The organism is Mycobacterium sp. IS-836 (assembly GCF_001954275.1).
In the GTDB taxonomy this organism is placed as follows: domain Bacteria; phylum Actinomycetota; class Actinomycetes; order Mycobacteriales; family Mycobacteriaceae; genus Mycobacterium.
The window spans coordinates 53,138-70,782 of sequence record NZ_MBEU01000037.1 but is presented as its reverse complement, the minus strand read 5'-3'; the positions used below and the strand labels follow the sequence as shown (position 1 = coordinate 70,782).

17 protein-coding genes are annotated in these 17,645 nt (G+C 66.4%); 7 read left to right on the top strand and 10 right to left on the bottom strand.

The annotated features are described in order from the left end of the window. Positions 1 to 23: 23 nt before the first annotated feature. Positions 24 to 1,751: a serine/threonine-protein kinase PknH/PknJ gene (locus tag A5747_RS25670; protein WP_076124133.1), complete on the bottom strand. Its 1,728-nt coding sequence runs from the start codon at positions 1,749 to 1,751 to the stop codon at positions 24 to 26. Between the two features lie 322 nt (positions 1,752 to 2,073). Here A5747_RS25670 and A5747_RS11425 point away from each other — a divergent pair, with 322 nt between their 5' ends. Genes A5747_RS11425 through A5747_RS11415 form a run of 3 tightly spaced genes read left to right on the top strand, consistent with a single transcriptional unit; the run spans position 2,074 to position 4,371 of the window. Next, positions 2,074 to 2,523, top strand: a complete 450-nt coding sequence (locus A5747_RS11425) for an oxidoreductase (RefSeq protein ID WP_142245529.1) — start codon at positions 2,074 to 2,076, stop codon at positions 2,521 to 2,523. 8 nt (positions 2,524 to 2,531) lie between these two features. Beyond that, entirely contained in the window at positions 2,532 to 4,028 is a 1,497-nt protein-coding gene (locus A5747_RS11420; protein ID WP_076124131.1) for a molybdopterin-dependent oxidoreductase, read from the top strand. Position 4,029: 1 nt separating this feature from the next. After that, positions 4,030 to 4,371, top strand: a complete 342-nt coding sequence (locus A5747_RS11415) for a hypothetical protein (RefSeq protein WP_076124128.1) — start codon at positions 4,030 to 4,032, stop codon at positions 4,369 to 4,371. Here A5747_RS11415 and A5747_RS11410 read toward each other — a convergent pair. After that, entirely contained in the window at positions 4,319 to 4,681 is a 363-nt protein-coding gene (locus A5747_RS11410) for a hypothetical protein (RefSeq protein WP_076124126.1), read from the bottom strand. The two genes, A5747_RS11415 and A5747_RS11410, sit on opposite strands and share 53 nt — an antisense overlap. Before the next feature lie 23 nt (positions 4,682 to 4,704). Beyond that, entirely contained in the window at positions 4,705 to 5,751 is a 1,047-nt protein-coding gene (locus A5747_RS11405; protein ID WP_076124123.1) for a hypothetical protein, read from the bottom strand. Positions 5,752 to 5,907: 156 nt separating this feature from the next. On the opposite strand from A5747_RS11405, the gene A5747_RS11400 reads away from it, so the two are divergent. After that, entirely contained in the window at positions 5,908 to 6,468 is a 561-nt protein-coding gene (locus A5747_RS11400) for a hemerythrin domain-containing protein (protein WP_076124121.1), read from the top strand. Positions 6,469 to 6,569: 101 nt separating this feature from the next. After that, positions 6,570 to 7,244, top strand: a complete 675-nt coding sequence (locus tag A5747_RS11395) for a UdgX family uracil-DNA binding protein (RefSeq protein ID WP_076124119.1) — start codon at positions 6,570 to 6,572, stop codon at positions 7,242 to 7,244. On the opposite strand, the gene A5747_RS11390 is transcribed toward A5747_RS11395, so the two are convergent. From A5747_RS11390 to A5747_RS11365, 6 genes are all read right to left on the bottom strand, one after another. Beyond that, on the bottom strand, positions 7,194 to 10,148 hold the full coding sequence (locus tag A5747_RS11390) for an FAD-binding and (Fe-S)-binding domain-containing protein (RefSeq protein WP_076124116.1): 2,955 nt from the start codon (positions 10,146 to 10,148) through the stop codon (positions 7,194 to 7,196). The genes A5747_RS11395 and A5747_RS11390 overlap by 51 nt on opposite strands. A gap of 3 nt (positions 10,149 to 10,151) precedes the next feature. After that, positions 10,152 to 11,945, bottom strand: a complete 1,794-nt coding sequence (locus tag A5747_RS11385) for a thiamine pyrophosphate-requiring protein (protein ID WP_076124114.1) — start codon at positions 11,943 to 11,945, stop codon at positions 10,152 to 10,154. 60 nt (positions 11,946 to 12,005) lie between these two features. Beyond that, positions 12,006 to 13,058 carry an SDR family oxidoreductase gene (locus A5747_RS11380; protein ID WP_076124111.1) on the bottom strand — a complete coding sequence of 351 codons (1,053 nt, stop codon included), beginning with the start codon at positions 13,056 to 13,058 and terminating at the stop codon, positions 12,006 to 12,008. 92 nt (positions 13,059 to 13,150) lie between these two features. After that, a complete protein-coding gene (locus A5747_RS11375; protein WP_076124109.1) occupies positions 13,151 to 14,206 on the bottom strand; it encodes a DNA topoisomerase IB in 1,056 nt (351 codons plus the stop codon). A 137-nt stretch (positions 14,207 to 14,343) separates the two neighbouring features. Continuing rightward, positions 14,344 to 14,790 (bottom strand): heme-binding protein, encoded by a 447-nt coding sequence (locus A5747_RS11370; RefSeq protein WP_076124107.1) that lies wholly within the window; start codon positions 14,788 to 14,790, stop codon positions 14,344 to 14,346. Between the two features lie 322 nt (positions 14,791 to 15,112). Further along, complete coding sequence (locus A5747_RS11365; RefSeq protein ID WP_076124105.1) at positions 15,113 to 15,916, bottom strand: SDR family oxidoreductase; 804 nt, start codon at positions 15,914 to 15,916, stop codon at positions 15,113 to 15,115. Positions 15,917 to 16,244: 328 nt separating this feature from the next. Here A5747_RS11365 and A5747_RS11360 point away from each other — a divergent pair, with 328 nt between their 5' ends. Both A5747_RS11360 and A5747_RS11355 read left to right on the top strand, forming a co-directional pair. Further along, positions 16,245 to 16,481 (top strand): CsbD family protein, encoded by a 237-nt coding sequence (locus tag A5747_RS11360; protein ID WP_076124102.1) that lies wholly within the window; start codon positions 16,245 to 16,247, stop codon positions 16,479 to 16,481. A 53-nt stretch (positions 16,482 to 16,534) separates the two neighbouring features. Next, entirely contained in the window at positions 16,535 to 16,891 is a 357-nt protein-coding gene (locus A5747_RS11355; protein ID WP_369805060.1) for a DUF3349 domain-containing protein, read from the top strand. Here A5747_RS11355 and A5747_RS11350 read toward each other — a convergent pair. Then, positions 16,878 to 17,642, bottom strand: coding sequence for an endonuclease/exonuclease/phosphatase family protein (locus tag A5747_RS11350; protein ID WP_076124100.1), 765 nt, complete (start codon positions 17,640 to 17,642; stop codon positions 16,878 to 16,880). The genes A5747_RS11355 and A5747_RS11350 overlap by 14 nt on opposite strands. Between the last annotated feature and the right edge of the window lie 3 nt (positions 17,643 to 17,645).

The following is a 17,645-nucleotide window of genomic DNA, read 5'->3' as shown; positions in this document are numbered from 1 at the left end:
GGGCCCGCCCCAGTAAGCGCCTGTCACTGCCGGGGCACTTTCGCGGCCGTCGCGGTGACGAGCGCGCCGACGTCGGCCCCGCCGCCGGCATGGCACTGGACGATATCGATGATCACGTTGCCGCGCTCCATCATTCCGTGCTGGCAGGACGCGTTGCCTCCGCGCAGGCCGGCCGAGATCGTCAGGACGCCGGAGGTGGTGAACGGCTGGCCGAATTCCCACACCTGGGGTCCCTCGCCGGGCGCGGTGATCGTGACGGCTTTGCCACCGCACAGCCCCCACTGCTCGCGTTGGGAGATATACGACAACCCGCCCTTGTCCTGGGACGGGAAGGCGATGACGGCCTGGGTGATGCTGTCTTGCCACGCCTTTTGGTACATGGCACGCAACTCCTGCGCGGCCACGCCGGTGTAGGCACTGTTCGCGTAGACGGATTGTTGCGCGGGGGCCCAGGCCGGCAGGCACTGCTGGTTGTCGATCGTCGCGGCGTCGTCGAGCAGGCCGGCGCCGTCTCGCTCGAGGGTGACGGTATCGCCGTGTGCGACCCCCGCGATCTCCGCGGTGGTCAGCAGGATCGGCCGTAGCTGCGCGGCGGTGATATCGGTTGCCGGCGGACCGTCGGCCAGAGCGGGCACGGATGCCTGGGGCCCGGATCCCGACCGGGAGGCGCCGCCGGGGTTCTCGGTCGAGTCGTTGGGCCAGGCCAGGACGGCGACCGTGCCGACAACGAGCACCGCCACCGCGGACAGCGCGAGGGCCATCAGGGTGCGCCGGCGCCGCCGGGCGGGCGGACCGGGCCAGGGGGTCATGGTGCGCGGACCGCCGTTCTCCCAGCCCGGTCGTGCCGGAGAGTCGGTTCGCGGATAGGCGCGGACCTCGCGGCTGGGCACGGGCGGCAACGGCGCACTCACCGGGCGATCGTGCAACGCCGCGGCCGCCGCTTCGGCCAGTGCGCCGGCCGAGGGGAAGCGGGCCGCGGGATCCTTGGCCATCGCGGTGGCGACGACGTGGTCGAGCGCGACCGGCAGCCAGGGCATCGGCTCGGTGACCCGGGGCGGCGGGGCGAACAGGTGGGCCGCCATCACCCCCGCCACCCCGTTGGTATCCGGGAACGGCGTCTTGCCCGTCAGCAACCGAAACATGGTGCAGCCCAGGGAGTAGATGTCGATCCGGCCGTCGATCGGCGAATTCGACAGCACTTCCGGGGCGGCGTAGGCGACGGTCGCCATCACCGAATTCGTCGCGGTCAGGCCGACGTCGTCGAGGGCGCGCGCCACGCCGAAATCGCCGAGCAGGACCCGTTCGCCGGGACCGATGGGCCCCGAAAGCAGAAAGTTCGCGGGCTTGACATCGCGGTGCACCACGTTGCGGGCATGCGCGAAGTCGAGCGCCTTGGCCACCTCGACGAGGATGTGCACGACGCGTTGCGGGCTCATGGTTCCCGCGTGCAGCGCGGCATCGGCGTCGGTGCCGTCGACGAACTGCATCGCGATCCACAGCTGGCCGTCCTCGGTCTGCCCGCGGTTGTACACCGACACGATCTGGGGGTGATCGAGGGCCGCCGCCATGTCGGCCTCCCGGATGAACCGCGCCCGGAAGTCGGGGTCGCGCGACAGCTGGGCCGAGAGCACCTTGAGCGCGATGTGGCGCGGAAGGCCGGGGTCAGCGGCCAGATAAACCGCGCCCATCCCGCCGGTGCCCAGGACACGCTCAACGCGGTAACCGCCCACCACGGATCCCACCGTCAGCATGCAAAACACCCTAAGGTCAACCCCGTTCCGTAGGGGCGTGTCCGGCAATGTTGCGCCGAAACCGGCATACGGCCAAGTCACCCCGCCACGAGGCCCCCCGCGCCACCCGCCCCGCCTTCCCCGTCGGTGAAAAGCCCACCGTCGCAACGGCTCTCCGCGTCAGTGCGCAACCATGCCACCGCAACCCGGATCCTGTCACTTTCCAAGCAGCCCAGCGCGTTTCGCCGGCTGCGCGCCGCTGTTTGAGCCTGCGGCGGCGGGGTATGCGCGAATCGTGGGCCTTCTTGTCGAGACATGGCCAGAAAGTTGGCATCAAAGCCGGATGTTTCGAGTGCTCAGCCTGGGCGGATATGTCGCGTTTAATTTGCCCAGGGCCGTAACGGGCTTGGGCGCGTTGTTGCTGGTCGGCATCGCTGCGATGCACATCTACGTGTGGACCAGCCAAGACGCGCTGCCGCCTTATTTTCAGGCGTACGCCGCCATGGTGATCGTGCTGTGCCTGATGTTTGCCGGCAGCCTCGGGTACGCGCGGAATCCTCGTGTGGCACAGGCAGGTTGGTATTTGGGTAGCTTGCTCGCGTTCGCGGTTCTCGCCGTCGACGTCGGCACCCGGATGGCAAGCCTGCCCGGTCTGGTTGCCGTCACCGGAAGGTGGGACTTCGCGCCGGCGACGCTTACGCTCGCCTTCGCGGGCGCCTTCATCGCATTGCACGGATCGGTGCTGCTGGGCATCAACGTCGCCTATCCGCGACGGCAGCACTGGGAGGACTGAGCGGGCACATGACTGACACAGTGCTCGACTACCCGGCGTGGCTACGCATCGATCATTGGCTCAACGTCCTGTTTCTGACGTTACTGCTGCGCAGCGGCATCGAGATTCTGTCCACCCATCCCAAGCTGTACTGGCGCGACGACAGCAAGCCTGGGACCGAATGGGCGCGCTTCACCACCAAGAAAATGCCGACCGACAAGCTCTACGACACCCTCGACGAGGAGGAGGACTACAGCTCGCTGATCGCGCTGCCCGGCCATAAAAAGCTCGGGATGGGCCGCCATTGGCACTTCGTCTCGGTGATCGGGTGGATTTTGGTGGGGCTTTCGTACTACATCTTGCTGTTCGCAACCGGCCAATGGCACCGGTACTGGCCGTACTCGTGGTCGATCTTCGGGGAGGCGTGGAACGACGTCGTCGCCTATGTGACGTTCAACCTGCCGTCGTTGCTGCCCGGCGAACCCCTGGACGCCATCCAGAAACTCACCTACGCCGGTGTCATCTTCCTGCTGGCGCCGTTCCAGATCCTCACCGGCGCGGCGCAATCGCCGGCCATCGAGGCTCGATTCCCCTGGTTCGTGCGGCTCCTCGGCGGACGGCAATGGGCGCGCAGCCTGCACTTCATCGGATTGGTCGCGTTCCTGATCTTCATCGCGGTCCACCTGTCGATGATCTTTTTCTGGGGCTGGGGTCAACTCAACGCCGCGATGATCTTCGGCTCGGTACGCAATCTCACGTTGGCGGTCGTGTTGTCGTTCGTGATCATCGGCGTGATCGTCGCCATCCATGTGGCGGCGACGGTCTGGAGTCTGCGTAACCCCGTCCAGGTTCGCCGCATACTCGGTGCGGTGGTGACGCGCGCTCGGCTCATCCTGTTGCGCCCGCTGGACTCGCGACAGAACTACCCGGAACGGATGCTCTCGGAGGAGCACCGAGTCAACGGCAAGCCGCCGTGTTCACCCGCCTACAAGGTGATGGCGGTGCACAACTTCGTGGACTGGCGGCTGCGGGTCGGCGGACTCGTCGAACGGCCGGTGACGTTGGACCTGGCCGCGTTGCGCGCGCTTGCCGAGCCGGAAAGTCAACGCGTGCTGCACAACTGCGTGCAGGGCTGGTCGAGTATCGGTGAGTGGAAGGGGATTTCGCTGGCCTCGGTCGCCGATCTGGTGCGGCCGCTTCCGCAGGCGCGATACGTGTGTTGTCTGACGATGCAGGACACCGGCCGCGACGAGCCAAGCGCCGAGGGAGAGGGGCAGTTCTACGAGGTGATAGACCTGGAGCTGGCCTACAAGCCGCAAACCATCCTGGCGTATGAGATGAACGGAAAGCCGTTGCCCATCAAGCACGGTGCGCCCTTGCGGTTACGGGTGGAGACCCAGGTGGGCTTCAAGATGGCGAAATGGATCTACCAGATCGAGTTCATCGACGACCATCGCGGCATCGGCTACGGTTTGGGCGGCTGGCGCGAAGACAACGTCCATTACGACAAGGACGTGGAGATCTGACATGAGCGCGCCTACGGAAAACGCGGCCGACGACGTTCCACGCAATAACGTGCGCCCCGAGCTGTTCGACCTGGATCCCGCTTCTCGCGAGCGAGTGCTCGAACAGGTAGCGGCCAAGGGCGGTTACTGCGAATCCTGCGGCGAGAAGAACTTCGACGTCGGCCACGCCTTCTATCTCGGCTTCCTATTTCTCGATGAGGATTCCGATGCCTATATGGTCGCGCTGACCTGTCAGAACCCCGACTGCGCCAAACCGCGGACCGGAATTGTCTTGCCCGAGAAGGACTTTCTCAGCGAGAGCGACGACGGAAGCGCTTGGCCGTTGCGGGCGCGGCCTCGGTGAAATTCGGCTGAGCGAGGCGGAATCGATCGATCAGATGCGATAGCGCGCGCAGCTCGTCGCACAAGGCCCGGAATCTGCGCTCGTCGGCGTCGTCGAGCCGGCCCAGCGAGCTATAGTGCACCAGCCGACGCAGCCGGCCCGCCAGCACTGTGCCCCACCTGATGCTGAAGTCGTAGCGCTGTCCTTCGCTTATCGCCGCTTCGTCGTCCTTTTTGCCGAGTTCCTTGAGCGCCTTGATCTGTCCGCTGATCAATTCGACGTCATCGTCGATCTCGACCGCCGTGCGAGTGGGGTTTTGTGTTGCGCTCATCGGTATCTCCTCTACTCACCTACTCACAGATGCGGTTTGGCGACGCTGACCACATACGGCGCATCGGCCAGTGTGAGGTATACGCGGTGGGGCCCGATCGCCATGCCCGAGAGGCGCGCCGACTGGACCGCGCCGCTGGGCAGATGGGCCCGGTAGTCGATGACGCGGATCACGTGAATCTTCCCGTCCGGGAAACCGGTGAAGCTCGCCGTCTCGAGAACCACCACCTCGTGGTCGGTGGCGGCATAGATCCGGCTGTCGTCGGTGCCGAGTTCGCGGATCGTCGACGGCAGCTTGGCACTGGCGAGCACATCCAGCCCATTCTCGCCGTGGCGCGCGTCGATCGCATAAAGCGTGCTGTCGTTGCGACCTGCGATATAGGTGCGTTCGGCGTTGGCACCGTCGCCCGCCGAGACCGTGGCGTCCATGTGCAGCGAACCCTGCTCCTCGGGGGGTGACGAGGGGCCCTCGTAGTAGCGGATTCCCGACGGGCCATAGAGGTGGTAGTCGATCTCGCGCCCACGGTTGGCGCCGTCGATGGTGTCCGCGGGATCGCCGGTGACGCCGGCGGTCGCTAGCTTGCGGAAGCCATACTGCTCCACCGGCGTCACCGACTTCCCGTCTGCCGACAGGGCAAGCAACACCCGCATGCCCGCGTCTTCGGCGAGGTAGGCCGGGGCCGGTCCGGCGTCGAAATCCTTGACTTGGCGCAGACTTTCAAGATCGACCTCGGCGACCCGGCCGCGCTCCGGTTGCGGCACGAATACCATGCGGTCGTCTTTCTGACTGATCTGGAGATTGCGCCCCACCGCCATCGGCATGGACAACCGCGTCTTGGCGTCGTGGTCGTGGGCGCCCCCCGTGACCTCGGCGACCCGGTTGTCGTCGGTGAGCGCGACCATGGCGTGCGTCCGATACGACCACACCGGCTGGTGCAGCATGGCGCCCACCGACCACAGCAGGACCTCGGGAGCGCTCTCCAGTGTTGTGCCCGGGGTCGAACATCCGGTCGCGATCAGCGCCGCGCCGGCGACGGCCAAGCGTCGGAGCAGGCACCTGTGATCGCCCATGTCGATGAAATACCCCGCCGCCGCGCCCCTACACCCGATGACCTGGGAAACGTTTGGTGAAAGTGCTGCCGGGTAGCCGCTGGGAAGCGCGCAAAACAGCCCGCGCGCCCAACACAGCGCGACATCACGCGACAAGACAATCAAGGGGAGGACATCATGGCTCCGAACGCCATTACGTCGCCCACCGATGTGGTCGACTTTCTCATCAGCCAGCACGAGCAGATCACGTCGCTCTTCGCCAAAACCCTTGCGGCGTCCGGCGAGGCGCGGGAAAAGGCGTTCGTCGAACTCCGGCAACTGCTCGCCGTCCACGAAACCGCCGAGGAGGAAATCGTTCACCCCCGGGCGAAACGAAAGATTGCCGATGGGGAGTCGGTGGTTGGCGAGCGGCTGGAGGAAGAGCACGAAGCCAAGACGGTGCTGCAGAAGCTGGAAAAGCTCGACGTGGACAGCGAGGAATTCACCCGCGAGCTCACCGAGCTCCGCGACGCCGTCCTCGATCACGCGCACCATGAGGAGAACGACGAGTTCGCCAAGCTGGGCGAGGAATTGAGCAGTCGCGAGCTCGAAAGCATGGGCCGCGCCGCCAAGCTCGCCGAGGCGATCGCACCCACCCGGCCGCACGCCGGGGTCGAGTCGCAGGCGGCCAACTTGGTAGCGGGTCCGTTCGCGGCAATGCTGGACCGGGCCCGCGACGCCATCGTCGGTAAGGGCTAGTCGGTAAGGGCTAGCGGGGAGTTTTCGGGCGGTACCGCAGGGGTATGCCCAGGGGCATGACGTCCCTGGGCTACTCCCGCTGAGGCGCTTGAGGCCACCCCATGACCACCACGAAGCGCACGACGAAGACGACGAGCGCGGCGCGCTATTTGCCCGAGGACCGTCGCCTCGACTCGTTGAAGTCGGCGGCCGAACATTGCCGAGGCTGCACGCTTTTTCAGGACGCGACCCAAACGGTCTTCGGTCATGGGCCCCCCGGAGCGCCGATCATGTTGGTCGGTGAGCAACCGGGCGACCAGGAGGACCGCGCGGGTTTGCCGTTCGTCGGTCCGGCGGGGCGATTGCTGGCCCGGGCGCTCGACGAGGCCGACATCGATGCGGGGATGACCTACCAGACCAACGCGGTGAAACATTTCAAGTTCACCCGCAAGGACGGCAAGCGGCGGATACACCAGAAACCCAGTCGCACCGAGGTTGTCGCGTGCCGACCGTGGCTTATCGCGGAGATAGAGGCGCTGGGTCCCCAGATAATCCTGTGTCTCGGGGCGACCGCCGCGCAGGCACTGATGGGACCGTCGTTTCGAGTCTCCACCGAGCGCGGCCACGTGGTGGCACTCCCATCGGAGGGTGACCTGGAGTTCGACCCCGAACCGAGCGTGGTTGCGACCGTGCACCCGTCGGCGGTGCTGCGTGATCGCAGCGACCGGCGCGATGAGGCGTATCGACTATTCGTTGACGATTTGCGTAGCGCGCGGGCCGCTCTCGTGAGCGGCTAGCGCCGCGGCGATGACCTGCGCGAGGTGCATCGGCTTATGGTCAGAGGAGAGTTCGCGAATCTGGGTGCGGCAACTGAACCCGTCGGCCAGCACCAGTGCTTCGGGATCGGCTTCGCGCAGCGCGGGCATCAGTTTGTCTTCGGCGCACGCTACCGACACGTCGTAGTGGCCTTTTTCGAAGCCGAAATTGCCCGCTAGACCGCAACATCCGGCGTCGAGCACGTCGGTGTCCACTCCGGCATCGACGAGCAGCTGCTTGTCGTGGCTGTAACCCAATATCGCGTGCTGATGGCAGTGCTGCTGAACCACCGCCTGGGCGCCGATCTGGGGTGGCTCCCAGTCCGGCGCCTTGCGGGCCAAAAGCTCACCGAGAGTATAGGTTTGCTTGGCCAGCCGGTGCGCATCCTCGTCGCCGAAAAGGAGTTCGGGCAGGTCGGAGCGGAACACCGCGGCGCAGCTGGGTTCCAGCACCACCACCGGCGTGCTCGTCCGCAGCGCCGGGCGCAGCGCCGTAAGGGTCCGGCGCAGAACGCGTTTGGCGACCTTCAGCTGACCCGTCGAGATCCAGGTCAGCCCGCAGCAGACGGTTCGTTGCGGAACGTCGACGGCGAAGCCCGCCGATTCCAGCACGGCGACGGCGGCTTGTCCCACCTCGGGTTCGAAGTTATTGACGAAGCTGTCCGGCCAGAGCACCACCCGTCCGCGTGGCGGCTCACCGGCGTCCCGTCGGCGGCGGGAGAACCAACGGGTGAACCTCTCGTCGGCGAAGCGCGGCAGCTCGCGATGCGGGTCGATTCCGCCGGCCTTCTTGACCAGCGTCGAGAGCCCGCGCGCGTGTGTCACGGCATTGAGCGGGCCCGGCGCGGTCGCGGCCAGCCGGGCCCACAGCGGGATCCAGCCCATCGAGTAGTGCGCCATCGGCCGCAGCCGACGCCGGTAGTGATGGAACAGGAACTCCGCCTTGTAGGTGGCCATGTCGACGTCGACCGGACAGTCGCTGCGACAACCCTTGCAGGCCAGGCATAGATCGAGCGCGTCGTGCACCGCGGTGGAGCGCCAGCCGTCGGTGATGACTCCCCTTCCCGCTGTGCCCCCGCCGTCCATGCCCTGCACCATCTCGAACAGCAGCCGGGCCCGGCCCCGGGTGGCGTGCTCCTCCTCCTGGGTCGCGCGGTAGCTGGGGCACATCACGCCCGATTCGTGGCCGCGGCACTTGCCGACGCCCACGCAGCGCGCGGCGGCGCGCGAGAAGCGGTGGTCGTCGTCAGGGTAGGCGAACATGACATCCGGCTCGGCGGGGCGGTAATCGACGCCGAAGCGCAGGTTTTCGTCGAGTTTGTACGGGTGCACGACCTTGCCCGGGTTCATCCGGTTGTCCGGATCGAACAGGGCCTTGGTCTGCTCGAACGCGGTCACCACGCGCTCGCCGAACATCATCGGCAACAGCTCGCCGCGCGATTGGCCGTCGCCGTGTTCGCCCGACAGCGAGCCGCCGTATTTCACGACCAGCCGCGCCGAATCTTCCACGAAGGAACGGTATTTGGCGATGCCCGCCGCGGTGCGCAACACGAAGGGGATGCGGGTGTGCACGCAGCCCTGGCCGAAATGGCCATACAGCGAGGCGGTTGCGTAGTCGTAGCGCTCGAGCAGCTCGCGGAAATCCCGCAGGTAATCACCCAGCCGGTCCGGCGGCACCGCGGCGTCTTCCCATCCCTCGTGGGTCTCGGGTTCGTTGGGCGGATACGCGGTGGCACCCAGCCCGGCCTCCCGGGCGGCCCAGACTTCCTTCTTGCGGGTCGGGTCGTCGAGGACGGTGACGCCCTTGTGCGGCACTTTGTGCAAAGCGTCGATCATCGACTTGGCCTTGCGGTCGGCATCGTCCTGGTTGTCACCGTTGATCTGCACCATCAGCCAGGCGTTGCCGTCGGGCAGCTGGCGCAGCGCCTGCTCGGCCAGCTTCTGTGAGTGCTCGAGTTCGACCAGCCGATGATCCAGGCCCTCCAGGGCCGCCGGGCCATGCTCGAGCACGGCCGGGACCGCGTCGGCGGCCGAGGCGACGTCGTCGAAGCCCATGACCACCAGCGCGTCGGCCGGCGGTATGCGAACCAGCTGCAGCTCCGCCCGCAGTACCGTGACCAGGGTGCTCTCCGAGCCGACCAGTGCCTTGGCGACGTGAAAGCCGTTCTCCGGCAACAACGAATCCAGGTTGTACCCCGAAACCCGCCTCGGGATTTTGGGATAGCGCGACCGGATGTCGTCGGCATATCTTTCGGCGAGCGCCTTGAGTCCGCGATAGATCTCCGCGCGCCGGCCGCCCGCATCGAGTATCCGGTTGTACTCGTCGTCGTCCGTCTGACCAACCCACATCCGGAGCCCGTCGTAGGTCACCACCTCGAGGCGGCGCACCGAATCGACCATCTTGCCGTACTCCTGGGCGGTGGAACCGCAGGAGTTGTTGCCGATCATGCCGCCGATCGCGCAGCTGACATGGGTGGACGGTTTGGGGCCCACCATCCACCCCGATGACTCCAGCTGGTCGTTCAGCACATCGAGCTTGATGCCCGGCTCCACCACCGCGATTCCCGCCTCGGTGTCCACGGAGCCGATCCGGGTGCAGTACTTGGTCCAGTCGATGACCACCGCCGCGTTACAGCATTGCCCGGCCAGGCTGGTGCCGCCGCCACGGGACAACACGGGCAGGTTGTGGCGGCGGCACACGTCGATGGTCTTAGCTCCGGCCTCCACCGTGCGCGGCACCACCACGCCGATGGGCACCTGCCGGTAATTGGACGCATCGGTGGAGTAGGCCGCACGTGAGCCGGGATCGAACCGGATTTCCCCGTCAACCTCGGCGCGGAGGTCGGCGGCCACCGCTTCGAACAGCGTCGGCGTGCGGCTCTTCACGGGTCAACTCTTCTTGTGCGGCAGGAACTCTTGAGCCTTGGCTTTGAGGCCCACCTTAACGAAGCCCTTGCGGTCTTCGTCACCACCGAGCACCGCGGCGCTGGCCGCCTTGAACTGTTCCCAGGTGGCGTGCGGCGGGATCGGCGGCATGTCGGGGTCGGTAAAGACGTCCAGCACGGTCGGACGGTCGGCCGAGAGCGCCTCCCGCCACGCGTCGCCGAGTTCCTCGGGGTCCTTGACGGACAAGGCGTTGAGACCGAGGCTGGCCGCAAACGCCGCGAAATCGACATCGGGAAGCGCTTGGGACTCAACGAATTTCGGTGCGCCGGCCATGGCACGCATTTCCCAGGTGACCTGGTTGAGGTCATTGTTGTGCAGGACCGCGACGATCAGGCGTGGATCGTCCCACTCGTGCCAGTACCGTTTGATCGTGATCAGTTCGGCCATTCCGTTCATCTGCATGGCGCCGTCCCCGGCGAACGCGATGACCGGCCGGTCTGGGTGAGCGAATTTCGCGCCGATCGCGTACGGGACACCGGGGCCCATTGTGGCGAGGTTGCCCGAGAGCGAACCCCGCATGTTCCCGCGGAACCTCAGGTTTCGCGCATACCAGTTGGCCGCGGAGCCGGAATCGGCTGAGACGATGACGTTGTCGGGCAGCTGCGGGGAGAGCTCCGAGAAAAGCCGCAGCGGGTTGATCGGGTGTGCGCCGACCTTGGCCTCCATGTCCATGGTTTCCCACCACCGGGTCACGTTCGCCTCGATGCCCTCGCGCCAGGACCGGTCCTCCTTGCGCCGCAGCTTGGGAATCAGCGCCCGCAGTGCGGACTTCGCGTCGGCGACGATGTTGATCGAATACGGGTAGCGCATCCCGATCATCCGGCCGTCGACGTCGATCTGCACCGCTTTGGCTTGCCCGAACTGGGGCATGAATTGGGTGTAAGGGAAGCTGGATCCCACGGTCAGCAACGCATCGCAGTCGCGCATGAGCTCGTAGCTGGGGCGGGTGCCGAGCAATCCGATAGCCCCTGTGACCCAAGGTAAGTCGTCGGGAAGCACATCCTTGCCCAGTAGCGCCTTGGCCGCGCCGGCGCCGAGTAGCTCGGCTACTTCGACGAGCTCGTCCCGCGCCTCGCGCGCGCCCTGGCCAACCAGCATGGCGACCTTCGTGCCCTCGTTGAGAACCTCGGCCGCGCGTGTGATGGCCTCGTCGTCGGGGGAGATGGCCGGCCATTCGATGCCCAAACTCGAGGGCACCATCTTGAAGGCGTGGCTGGGTGGCGAATATTCGAGTTCCTGCACATCGGCCGGGATGATCAGCGCGGTCGTGGTGCGCTCGGTCAGCGCGACCCGGATGGCGCGGTCCAGGACGTTGGGCAATTGTTCTGGCACGGTGACCATTTGGACGTAGTCGCTGGCGACGTCTTTGTACAGGCTGAGCAGGTCGACCTCCTGTTGGTAGGACCCGCCCATGGCGCTGCGGTTGGTCTGCCCGACGATGGCGACCACCGGAACGTGGTCGAGTTTGGCGTCGTAGAGGCCGTTGAGCAGATGGATCGCGCCGGGCCCCGACGTGGCCATGCACACGCCGACACGGCCGGTGAACTTCGCGTACCCGACTGCTTCGAAAGCGCTCATCTCCTCGTGGCGCGACTGGATGAACATCGGCTTGTTGTCGGCTCGGCCCCACGCGGCGAGGATTCCGTTGATGCCGTCCCCTGGATAGGCGAAGACGTGCTCAACACCCCACGCCCGCAACCGTTCCAACAGGTAGTCGCCGACCTCTTGCTTGGACATAGTTTCCCTCCTAGCCCTCCTAGACAGCAGAGTTCAGATTTCGGACCCGCGTATGCCCGGTTACCGACGCCATCGTCGTAACCGGCGCACCGCCGCCCCGGCCGCGGCGGCAAACGCCGCCGTTGCGGTACCGCCGAGGAGGCCGTGGTGTTGGGAACCCCACAGTTGGAAACTGCGGTTGGTGGATGTGTCGTCGAAAATGCCGTGTGCGCCGTAGTCCCGGCCTTCGCTGCCGTCCGCGGGCTCCCACAGGTTGGCTGGCTGGTCGGCCGGTCGGGGATCCTCCGTCTGCTGCGAGTCGAAGCCGGTGCGGGCGAGGTAGCGGTCTAGCAGGCCCGGCGCTATCGCGTTGGCGGCCAGGGTTCCGACGGTGCTGCCGCCCACCCAATACTCGCGTCGTTGCGGATGGTCCGCGGCGTAGAGCACGGCTTGCGCCGGGATTTCGGGCTGATAGATCGGCGGAACCGGCTGCGCCTGCTTGGGTAAGCGCGACAGCACCCAGGAGAACTGCGGGGTGTTGACCGCCGGCATCTGAACCATGGTGACGCGGACGTTGCTGTGTTCGTGCAGCAGCTCGCATCGCAGCGCCTCGTTGAAGCCCTGTGTCGCGTGCTTGGCACCGCAGTAGGCGCTTTGCAGCGGGATGCCGCGATAGGCAAGGGCGGACCCGACCTGCACGATGGTGCCGGCGTCGCGGGGCCTCATCCGCTTCAATGCGGCCATCGTGCAGTACACGAAGCCCAGGTAGGTCACCTCGGTCACGCGCCGGAACTCCGCGGGCGTGATTTCCCAGAACGGGGCAAAAACCGAAGTGAATGCGACGTTCACCCAGACGTCGATGGGCCCGAAGGTCCGCTCGACCTCCTCCGCGGCGGCCTCGCACTGCTCCGGGTCGGCGACGTCGGTGGGTATCACACACGCTTTGCCGCCAGCGGCTTCGACGTCGCGGGCCGCGGCGCTCAGTCCTTTCTCGCCGCGGGCTACCAGGCCGACGTGCGCGCCCCGCGCTCCGAATGCCGTGGCGGTGGCGCGCCCGATCCCCCCGCTGGCGCCAGTCACCACGACGGTCTGATTCGCGGTCCGGTTCGAGCGCGCGGCTTTAACACTCCCCACGGATCACGTCATACCCGGATTTTTCGTCGTTATGCGTCGCCGACCCGATTTTTTACGACAACGGTTGTGGAATCGCGTGGCGGCTCGCCAGCTCACGCGCTCTTGGGCAGGGCCGCCAAACCAGATGCGCTGTCGCCCTTGGCTACTCGGCGAATCAGCGCGCGGGTGGCCCGCTCCAGGATTTCCTGGACCGCCTCGGGTCGGCGGGCGCGAGCGGCGCGGCCGGCAGCCGCGGCGATGGTCTGCCCCTGCCGGTAGCCGGTGACGACGCGCGGATCTACATAGGAGCCGCGGGCAACCGCCGGCGTATTGCCCAGTTCCTCGGCGACCTCCCGCATGACCGCGGCCTCGACGCGCTTGGCCACCCGCTGCGAGACGGCAGGGTCAGCGTCGGCGAACGCCGCGGCGGCCAGTACGGTCCCATGCCAGGTCCGCAGATCCTTGACGGTGTATTCGTCGCCGACGAGCTCCTTGAACCGGGCGTTGAGGTCGTCGGCGCGCACGTCTATCCATCCGGATGCGCTACGGCACACCAGCAATCGCTCGGTTCGCTCGGTGCGGCGCGTCAGTGCCCGCACCGCACGGACCACCGCGGGGTCCTCGATTTCCAGGGTTCGCCGCACCCCGCTTTTGGCGGGGTAGTCGAATTCGACCGCCTCGCGACGCACCGTCACGTGCTCGCACAACAGGGTGGCGATCCCGTAGGACTCGTGCTCCTCGGCGTACTGCTCGCCGCCGGCCCGAAAGTAGCCACGATCAAGCAGGCGCAGGGCGAGAGCCAGCACCCGCTCACGCGTCAGCCCCCGACCCGCGAGGTCCGCGGCCACACGCTCGCGCCAGGCCGGCAACTGCGTGGACAGTTCCAGGACGCGGTCGAACTTCTCCTCGGCACGTTCCTGCTGCCAGGCCGTGTGGTAGAGATACTGGCGGCGGCCGGCGGCGTCGGTGCCCACGGCCTGTATATGGCCATTGGGGTGCGGTGAGATCCACACTTTCTTCCACGCCGGCGGGATCACGAGGTCTTTGATCCGCTGCAGGGTGCGCTCGTCAGTCAGCGGCTCGCCATCCGTCCCGAAGTAGGCGAAACCCTTGCCGCGGCGCTTACGCGTGATCCCCGGCTTACTGAGCTCGCTGCGACGCAGCCGCATCCTGGCCTCCAGTCGCCGTCCAGTCCCGTTGTCTGGCTGGACAATTACCCACCCGGCGAGCTGTTCACACGGGGTCGGTTTAGCGGTGACGCAGAACGACCCGCCACAGGGGTGGTGGCGGGTCGTTTCTGGGAGCGTCAGCCGGCCATGAACTCCTGATAGGCCGACTCCAGATTCGGCGGTAGCGCCGTCACGCTGCACTGGCGCTCGGTGTCGCCGATCGGTGCCAGGATGCCGCGCAGGTCGTAGTACTCCTGCGGGTGCGCGGTGAAGTAGTTGCGCAGGTTGGATGCGGCCTGCGCGCGTGGCTGCCCGTAAGCGGCCATGACCACCTGGTTAGCGCCCGGATGCCCGGCCAGGTATTGCTGGGCCGAGTCCGTGACCGAGGAGACCGTGGCGTTGACGCCGGCGGGGCTGCAGTCGGGCGCTGCGGCCGCCGACGGTGCGGCGGCGATACTTGCGGCCATGCTCGCGGCCACGCCCCCGAGCAGACAGCCGGCGCTGATACCGGCCGCTCTGCGGCGCGCGACCAGGCGCGTGACCCGGCGCGTGACCCGGCGCGTGAGATTACTGCTGATTTTCATGATCGGTGATCGTCCTTCGAATTCTCGCGTTGATTTCTCGTTGCTTCGATTTCTCGTTGCTTCGATTTCTCGTTGCTTCGCGCGGGGCTCCCGAGGCCCGAAATCCAAAGTAGCCGAAGCGAGTAGGCCCAACGTCGACGCACAATCAACGCCGATCGCTTCCTTTCACCCGGCTGTGTGATTAGACGGATCAGACGGACAAATTGATGCTGATGTGCTAAGCGAATGGCCAAACTCTCAGACAAACCGCGGTCTTCTTAGCGGATCGTGATCTCGATCGTAATAAAGCTGTGACCCGAATCGGCTGTAGTGTTTTGCTCCGCTAGGCGTTGACCGAACCCTTCGCCGCGCCATCCGTTGCCATCGTGTCCAGCCACGTTTCGATGTCGGGGCCGAGAACCATCGCGTGGTTCGGTGCCAGCAACGCGCCGCCGGCCAGGGCCGTCAGGGCCGGTTGCACGGTGCGCACGGGACGGTCATCGCCCTGCGATGCGAGCAGTTTCGACGTGAGTTCGGGAAGTCGGATGTCTTGCGGGCCGGTGATGGTTCGCGGTGCGCGGGTTTGACCCAGAGCGGCCTCGACCAGCACATCGGCGACGGTGTCGGCGGCGATGGGTTGTATCAGCCAGTCCTCGACCAGCACCTCGTCGTCCTCGCAGCTCACGGCCGCTGGGTGGGTGGCGAACTCGTGGTACTGCGTGGACTTCACGATCGTCGCCGGCACTGGACCGTCCAGCACGATCTCCTTGGCCGCGCGTTTGGCCACGTAGTAGGGGGACGCATCGAGCGTGGGGTCGTCGATGCCGGCAAGCGTCAACGCCACCAGCCGCTGGACTCCTTGCAAGGCGCACGCACCGATCAGGTTGTGCGACGCGGTCGCCAGGGCGTCGATGATGTCGCCGTCATCGCCATCCGGCACCGGATCGGACACGTCGATGACGACGTCGACTCCCTCAAGCGCCTCGGCCAGACCGCACCCGGAGATCAGGTCGACGCCGTGGGCGCGGGCGAGCTCGATCACCGCGACACCGCGGCCTTTCAGCCTGGCGGTGACGCGGGACCCGGCCGTGCCGGTCGCTCCGATGACGGCGACGTTGGTCGTTTCACACCCCCTTCGTTGGCTCACGGCTTGTACCCCGGATTAGGGCATTCAAACAGGGCTCCGCGGATAAATTTCGCCGCTTGTCCGCCGGAGTGCTAGCCGCGCAACTTGATTCGTTGGGGGACTCCAGTGACTCGTGACACCTGCGGGTCGACCAGGCGAAATTGTTCGCGATGCGGTGGGCGCGTTTGGCGGGCCGCGGCGCGGGAAGCCGATATACGCGGACGCGTTGATTAGCCCGGCAGCTAACAAACCGAGGAGCCAAAGAAGGCCGCGGTGCGTGCCAGCTGATCAGGCCGATCCGCATCCAGATGGGCGCAAGCTCAGCAACCACCGAAAGGGAGGTCGAAACATGGGCGATCACAAGAGCGGAGCACAAGAAGCCGTCAAGGGCGCCGTTGAAGGCGTTAAGGGTAAGGCGAAAGAGGTTGGCGGAACCCTGGCCGGCCGCGACGACGTCGTCGAAGAGGGTCAGGCGCAGCAAGACAAGGCCGACGCCCAGCGCGATGCGGGCAAGAAGGAAGCCGAAGCCGAATCCGCCCGCGCCGGCGCAAAGGCCGCCGAGGAACGGCAAAAGGAAAACCAGTAGTTTCGAACGAACGAGAGGCCCGGTTCCGTTGGGGGACCGGGCCTCTTCGTTTTGTGGACTTTCGTTTCGTGAACGGCTGCGCTCAAACGGCTGCGTTTCAAACGGTTTTGCCGGGCTATCCCGGCAAAATGAGCATGGGCGACCGGGTGGCGCGCATTGTCGCTTTTCTCCGTGCCGGTTACTCGAGCGGGACGCCGGCCGTGGGTTATGTGCCGCTGCTGGCCCTGCTGCCGCGACGAGCATCGGACGACGAGATCCGGTCTGTCATAAGTAAATTCGCGCCAGAACCGCGACCCGTCGGTAGCGCCGATTTCCGGGTCGATGTCGGGGTGGAGATCACCAGGGTCACCAACGAGATGCCGTTACCGGACGACATCGACCGCGTTCAACGCGGACTCACCGCGATCTGAGGTCGACCACCAGTGGGCGATGGTCGGATATCGGCATCAGCTCCGCCTCGGCGGCATCGGCCCGCAAGCGATTGTCGTCGGTAAGGATGTGGTCGAGCTGGCGGCCGGGCGCATCCGCGGGAAAGGTCGGGGCCACCGCCAACGTCCGCATTCCCGACCAACGCCGGACTGCCTGGGGCGTCATGTTCAGGTCTCCCATCAGCAGCCGCGGACCGGGAAAGCCGCGCAGGTCGCGGATCAGCCGGCGCAGCTGACGCCGATTCCAGCCGGGTACGAAAGACAAGTGCGTGTTGGCCACCGTCAGAGCGCCCCGCGGGGTGCGCAGCCGTGCGATGACCGCCGCCCGCGGTTCTTCATCGACGATCATCACCCGCCTGGGTCCCGGCAGGTACATGGGAAAGCGCATCGGAATCCGCGGCAGGCGCAGCACCTGCCAGCTGTCCACCGGATACCTTGACAGCAGGGCGATTCCGTATGCCGCGGTCCCGGGTTGTTCGCGGCCCGTGGCGGCCATCCAGGTCGCCCCAGGGGTGCCCGAGATAGCGGCGACAAACCGGTGCTCCACCGCTCCCATCGCTTGGGCCGCCACCGCGGTGAGGTCGGCCCGCTCCGAGCGCGGCTGCTCGAAGTCGACCTCCTGCAACGCCAACACGTCGGGATCAAGCCGGCGCACGCAGTCGCGTAGCCGTTGCGGATCAACGCCATCGCCGACCGTGCGACCATGCAGGATGTTGAAGGTCGCTACGCGCATAGG

Bases quoted from the DNA above. Each gene is read 5' to 3' on its own strand.
- A5747_RS25670 (WP_076124133.1), bottom strand. From the start codon at position 1,751: ATGCTGACGGTGGGATCCGTGGTGGGCGGTTACCGCGTTGAGCGTGTC.
- A5747_RS11425 (WP_142245529.1), top strand. From the start codon at position 2,074: ATGTTTCGAGTGCTCAGCCTGGGCGGATATGTCGCGTTTAATTTGCCC.
- A5747_RS11420 (WP_076124131.1), top strand. From the start codon at position 2,532: ATGACTGACACAGTGCTCGACTACCCGGCGTGGCTACGCATCGATCAT.
- A5747_RS11415 (WP_076124128.1), top strand. From the start codon at position 4,030: ATGAGCGCGCCTACGGAAAACGCGGCCGACGACGTTCCACGCAATAAC.
- A5747_RS11410 (WP_076124126.1), bottom strand. From the start codon at position 4,681: ATGAGCGCAACACAAAACCCCACTCGCACGGCGGTCGAGATCGACGAT.
- A5747_RS11405 (WP_076124123.1), bottom strand. From the start codon at position 5,751: ATGGGCGATCACAGGTGCCTGCTCCGACGCTTGGCCGTCGCCGGCGCG.
- A5747_RS11400 (WP_076124121.1), top strand. From the start codon at position 5,908: ATGGCTCCGAACGCCATTACGTCGCCCACCGATGTGGTCGACTTTCTC.
- A5747_RS11395 (WP_076124119.1), top strand. From the start codon at position 6,570: ATGACCACCACGAAGCGCACGACGAAGACGACGAGCGCGGCGCGCTAT.
- A5747_RS11385 (WP_076124114.1), bottom strand. From the start codon at position 11,945: ATGTCCAAGCAAGAGGTCGGCGACTACCTGTTGGAACGGTTGCGGGCG.
- A5747_RS11375 (WP_076124109.1), bottom strand. From the start codon at position 14,206: ATGCGGCTGCGTCGCAGCGAGCTCAGTAAGCCGGGGATCACGCGTAAG.
- A5747_RS11370 (WP_076124107.1), bottom strand. From the start codon at position 14,790: ATGAAAATCAGCAGTAATCTCACGCGCCGGGTCACGCGCCGGGTCACG.
- A5747_RS11360 (WP_076124102.1), top strand. From the start codon at position 16,245: ATGGGCGATCACAAGAGCGGAGCACAAGAAGCCGTCAAGGGCGCCGTT.
- A5747_RS11350 (WP_076124100.1), bottom strand. From the start codon at position 17,642: ATGCGCGTAGCGACCTTCAACATCCTGCATGGTCGCACGGTCGGCGAT.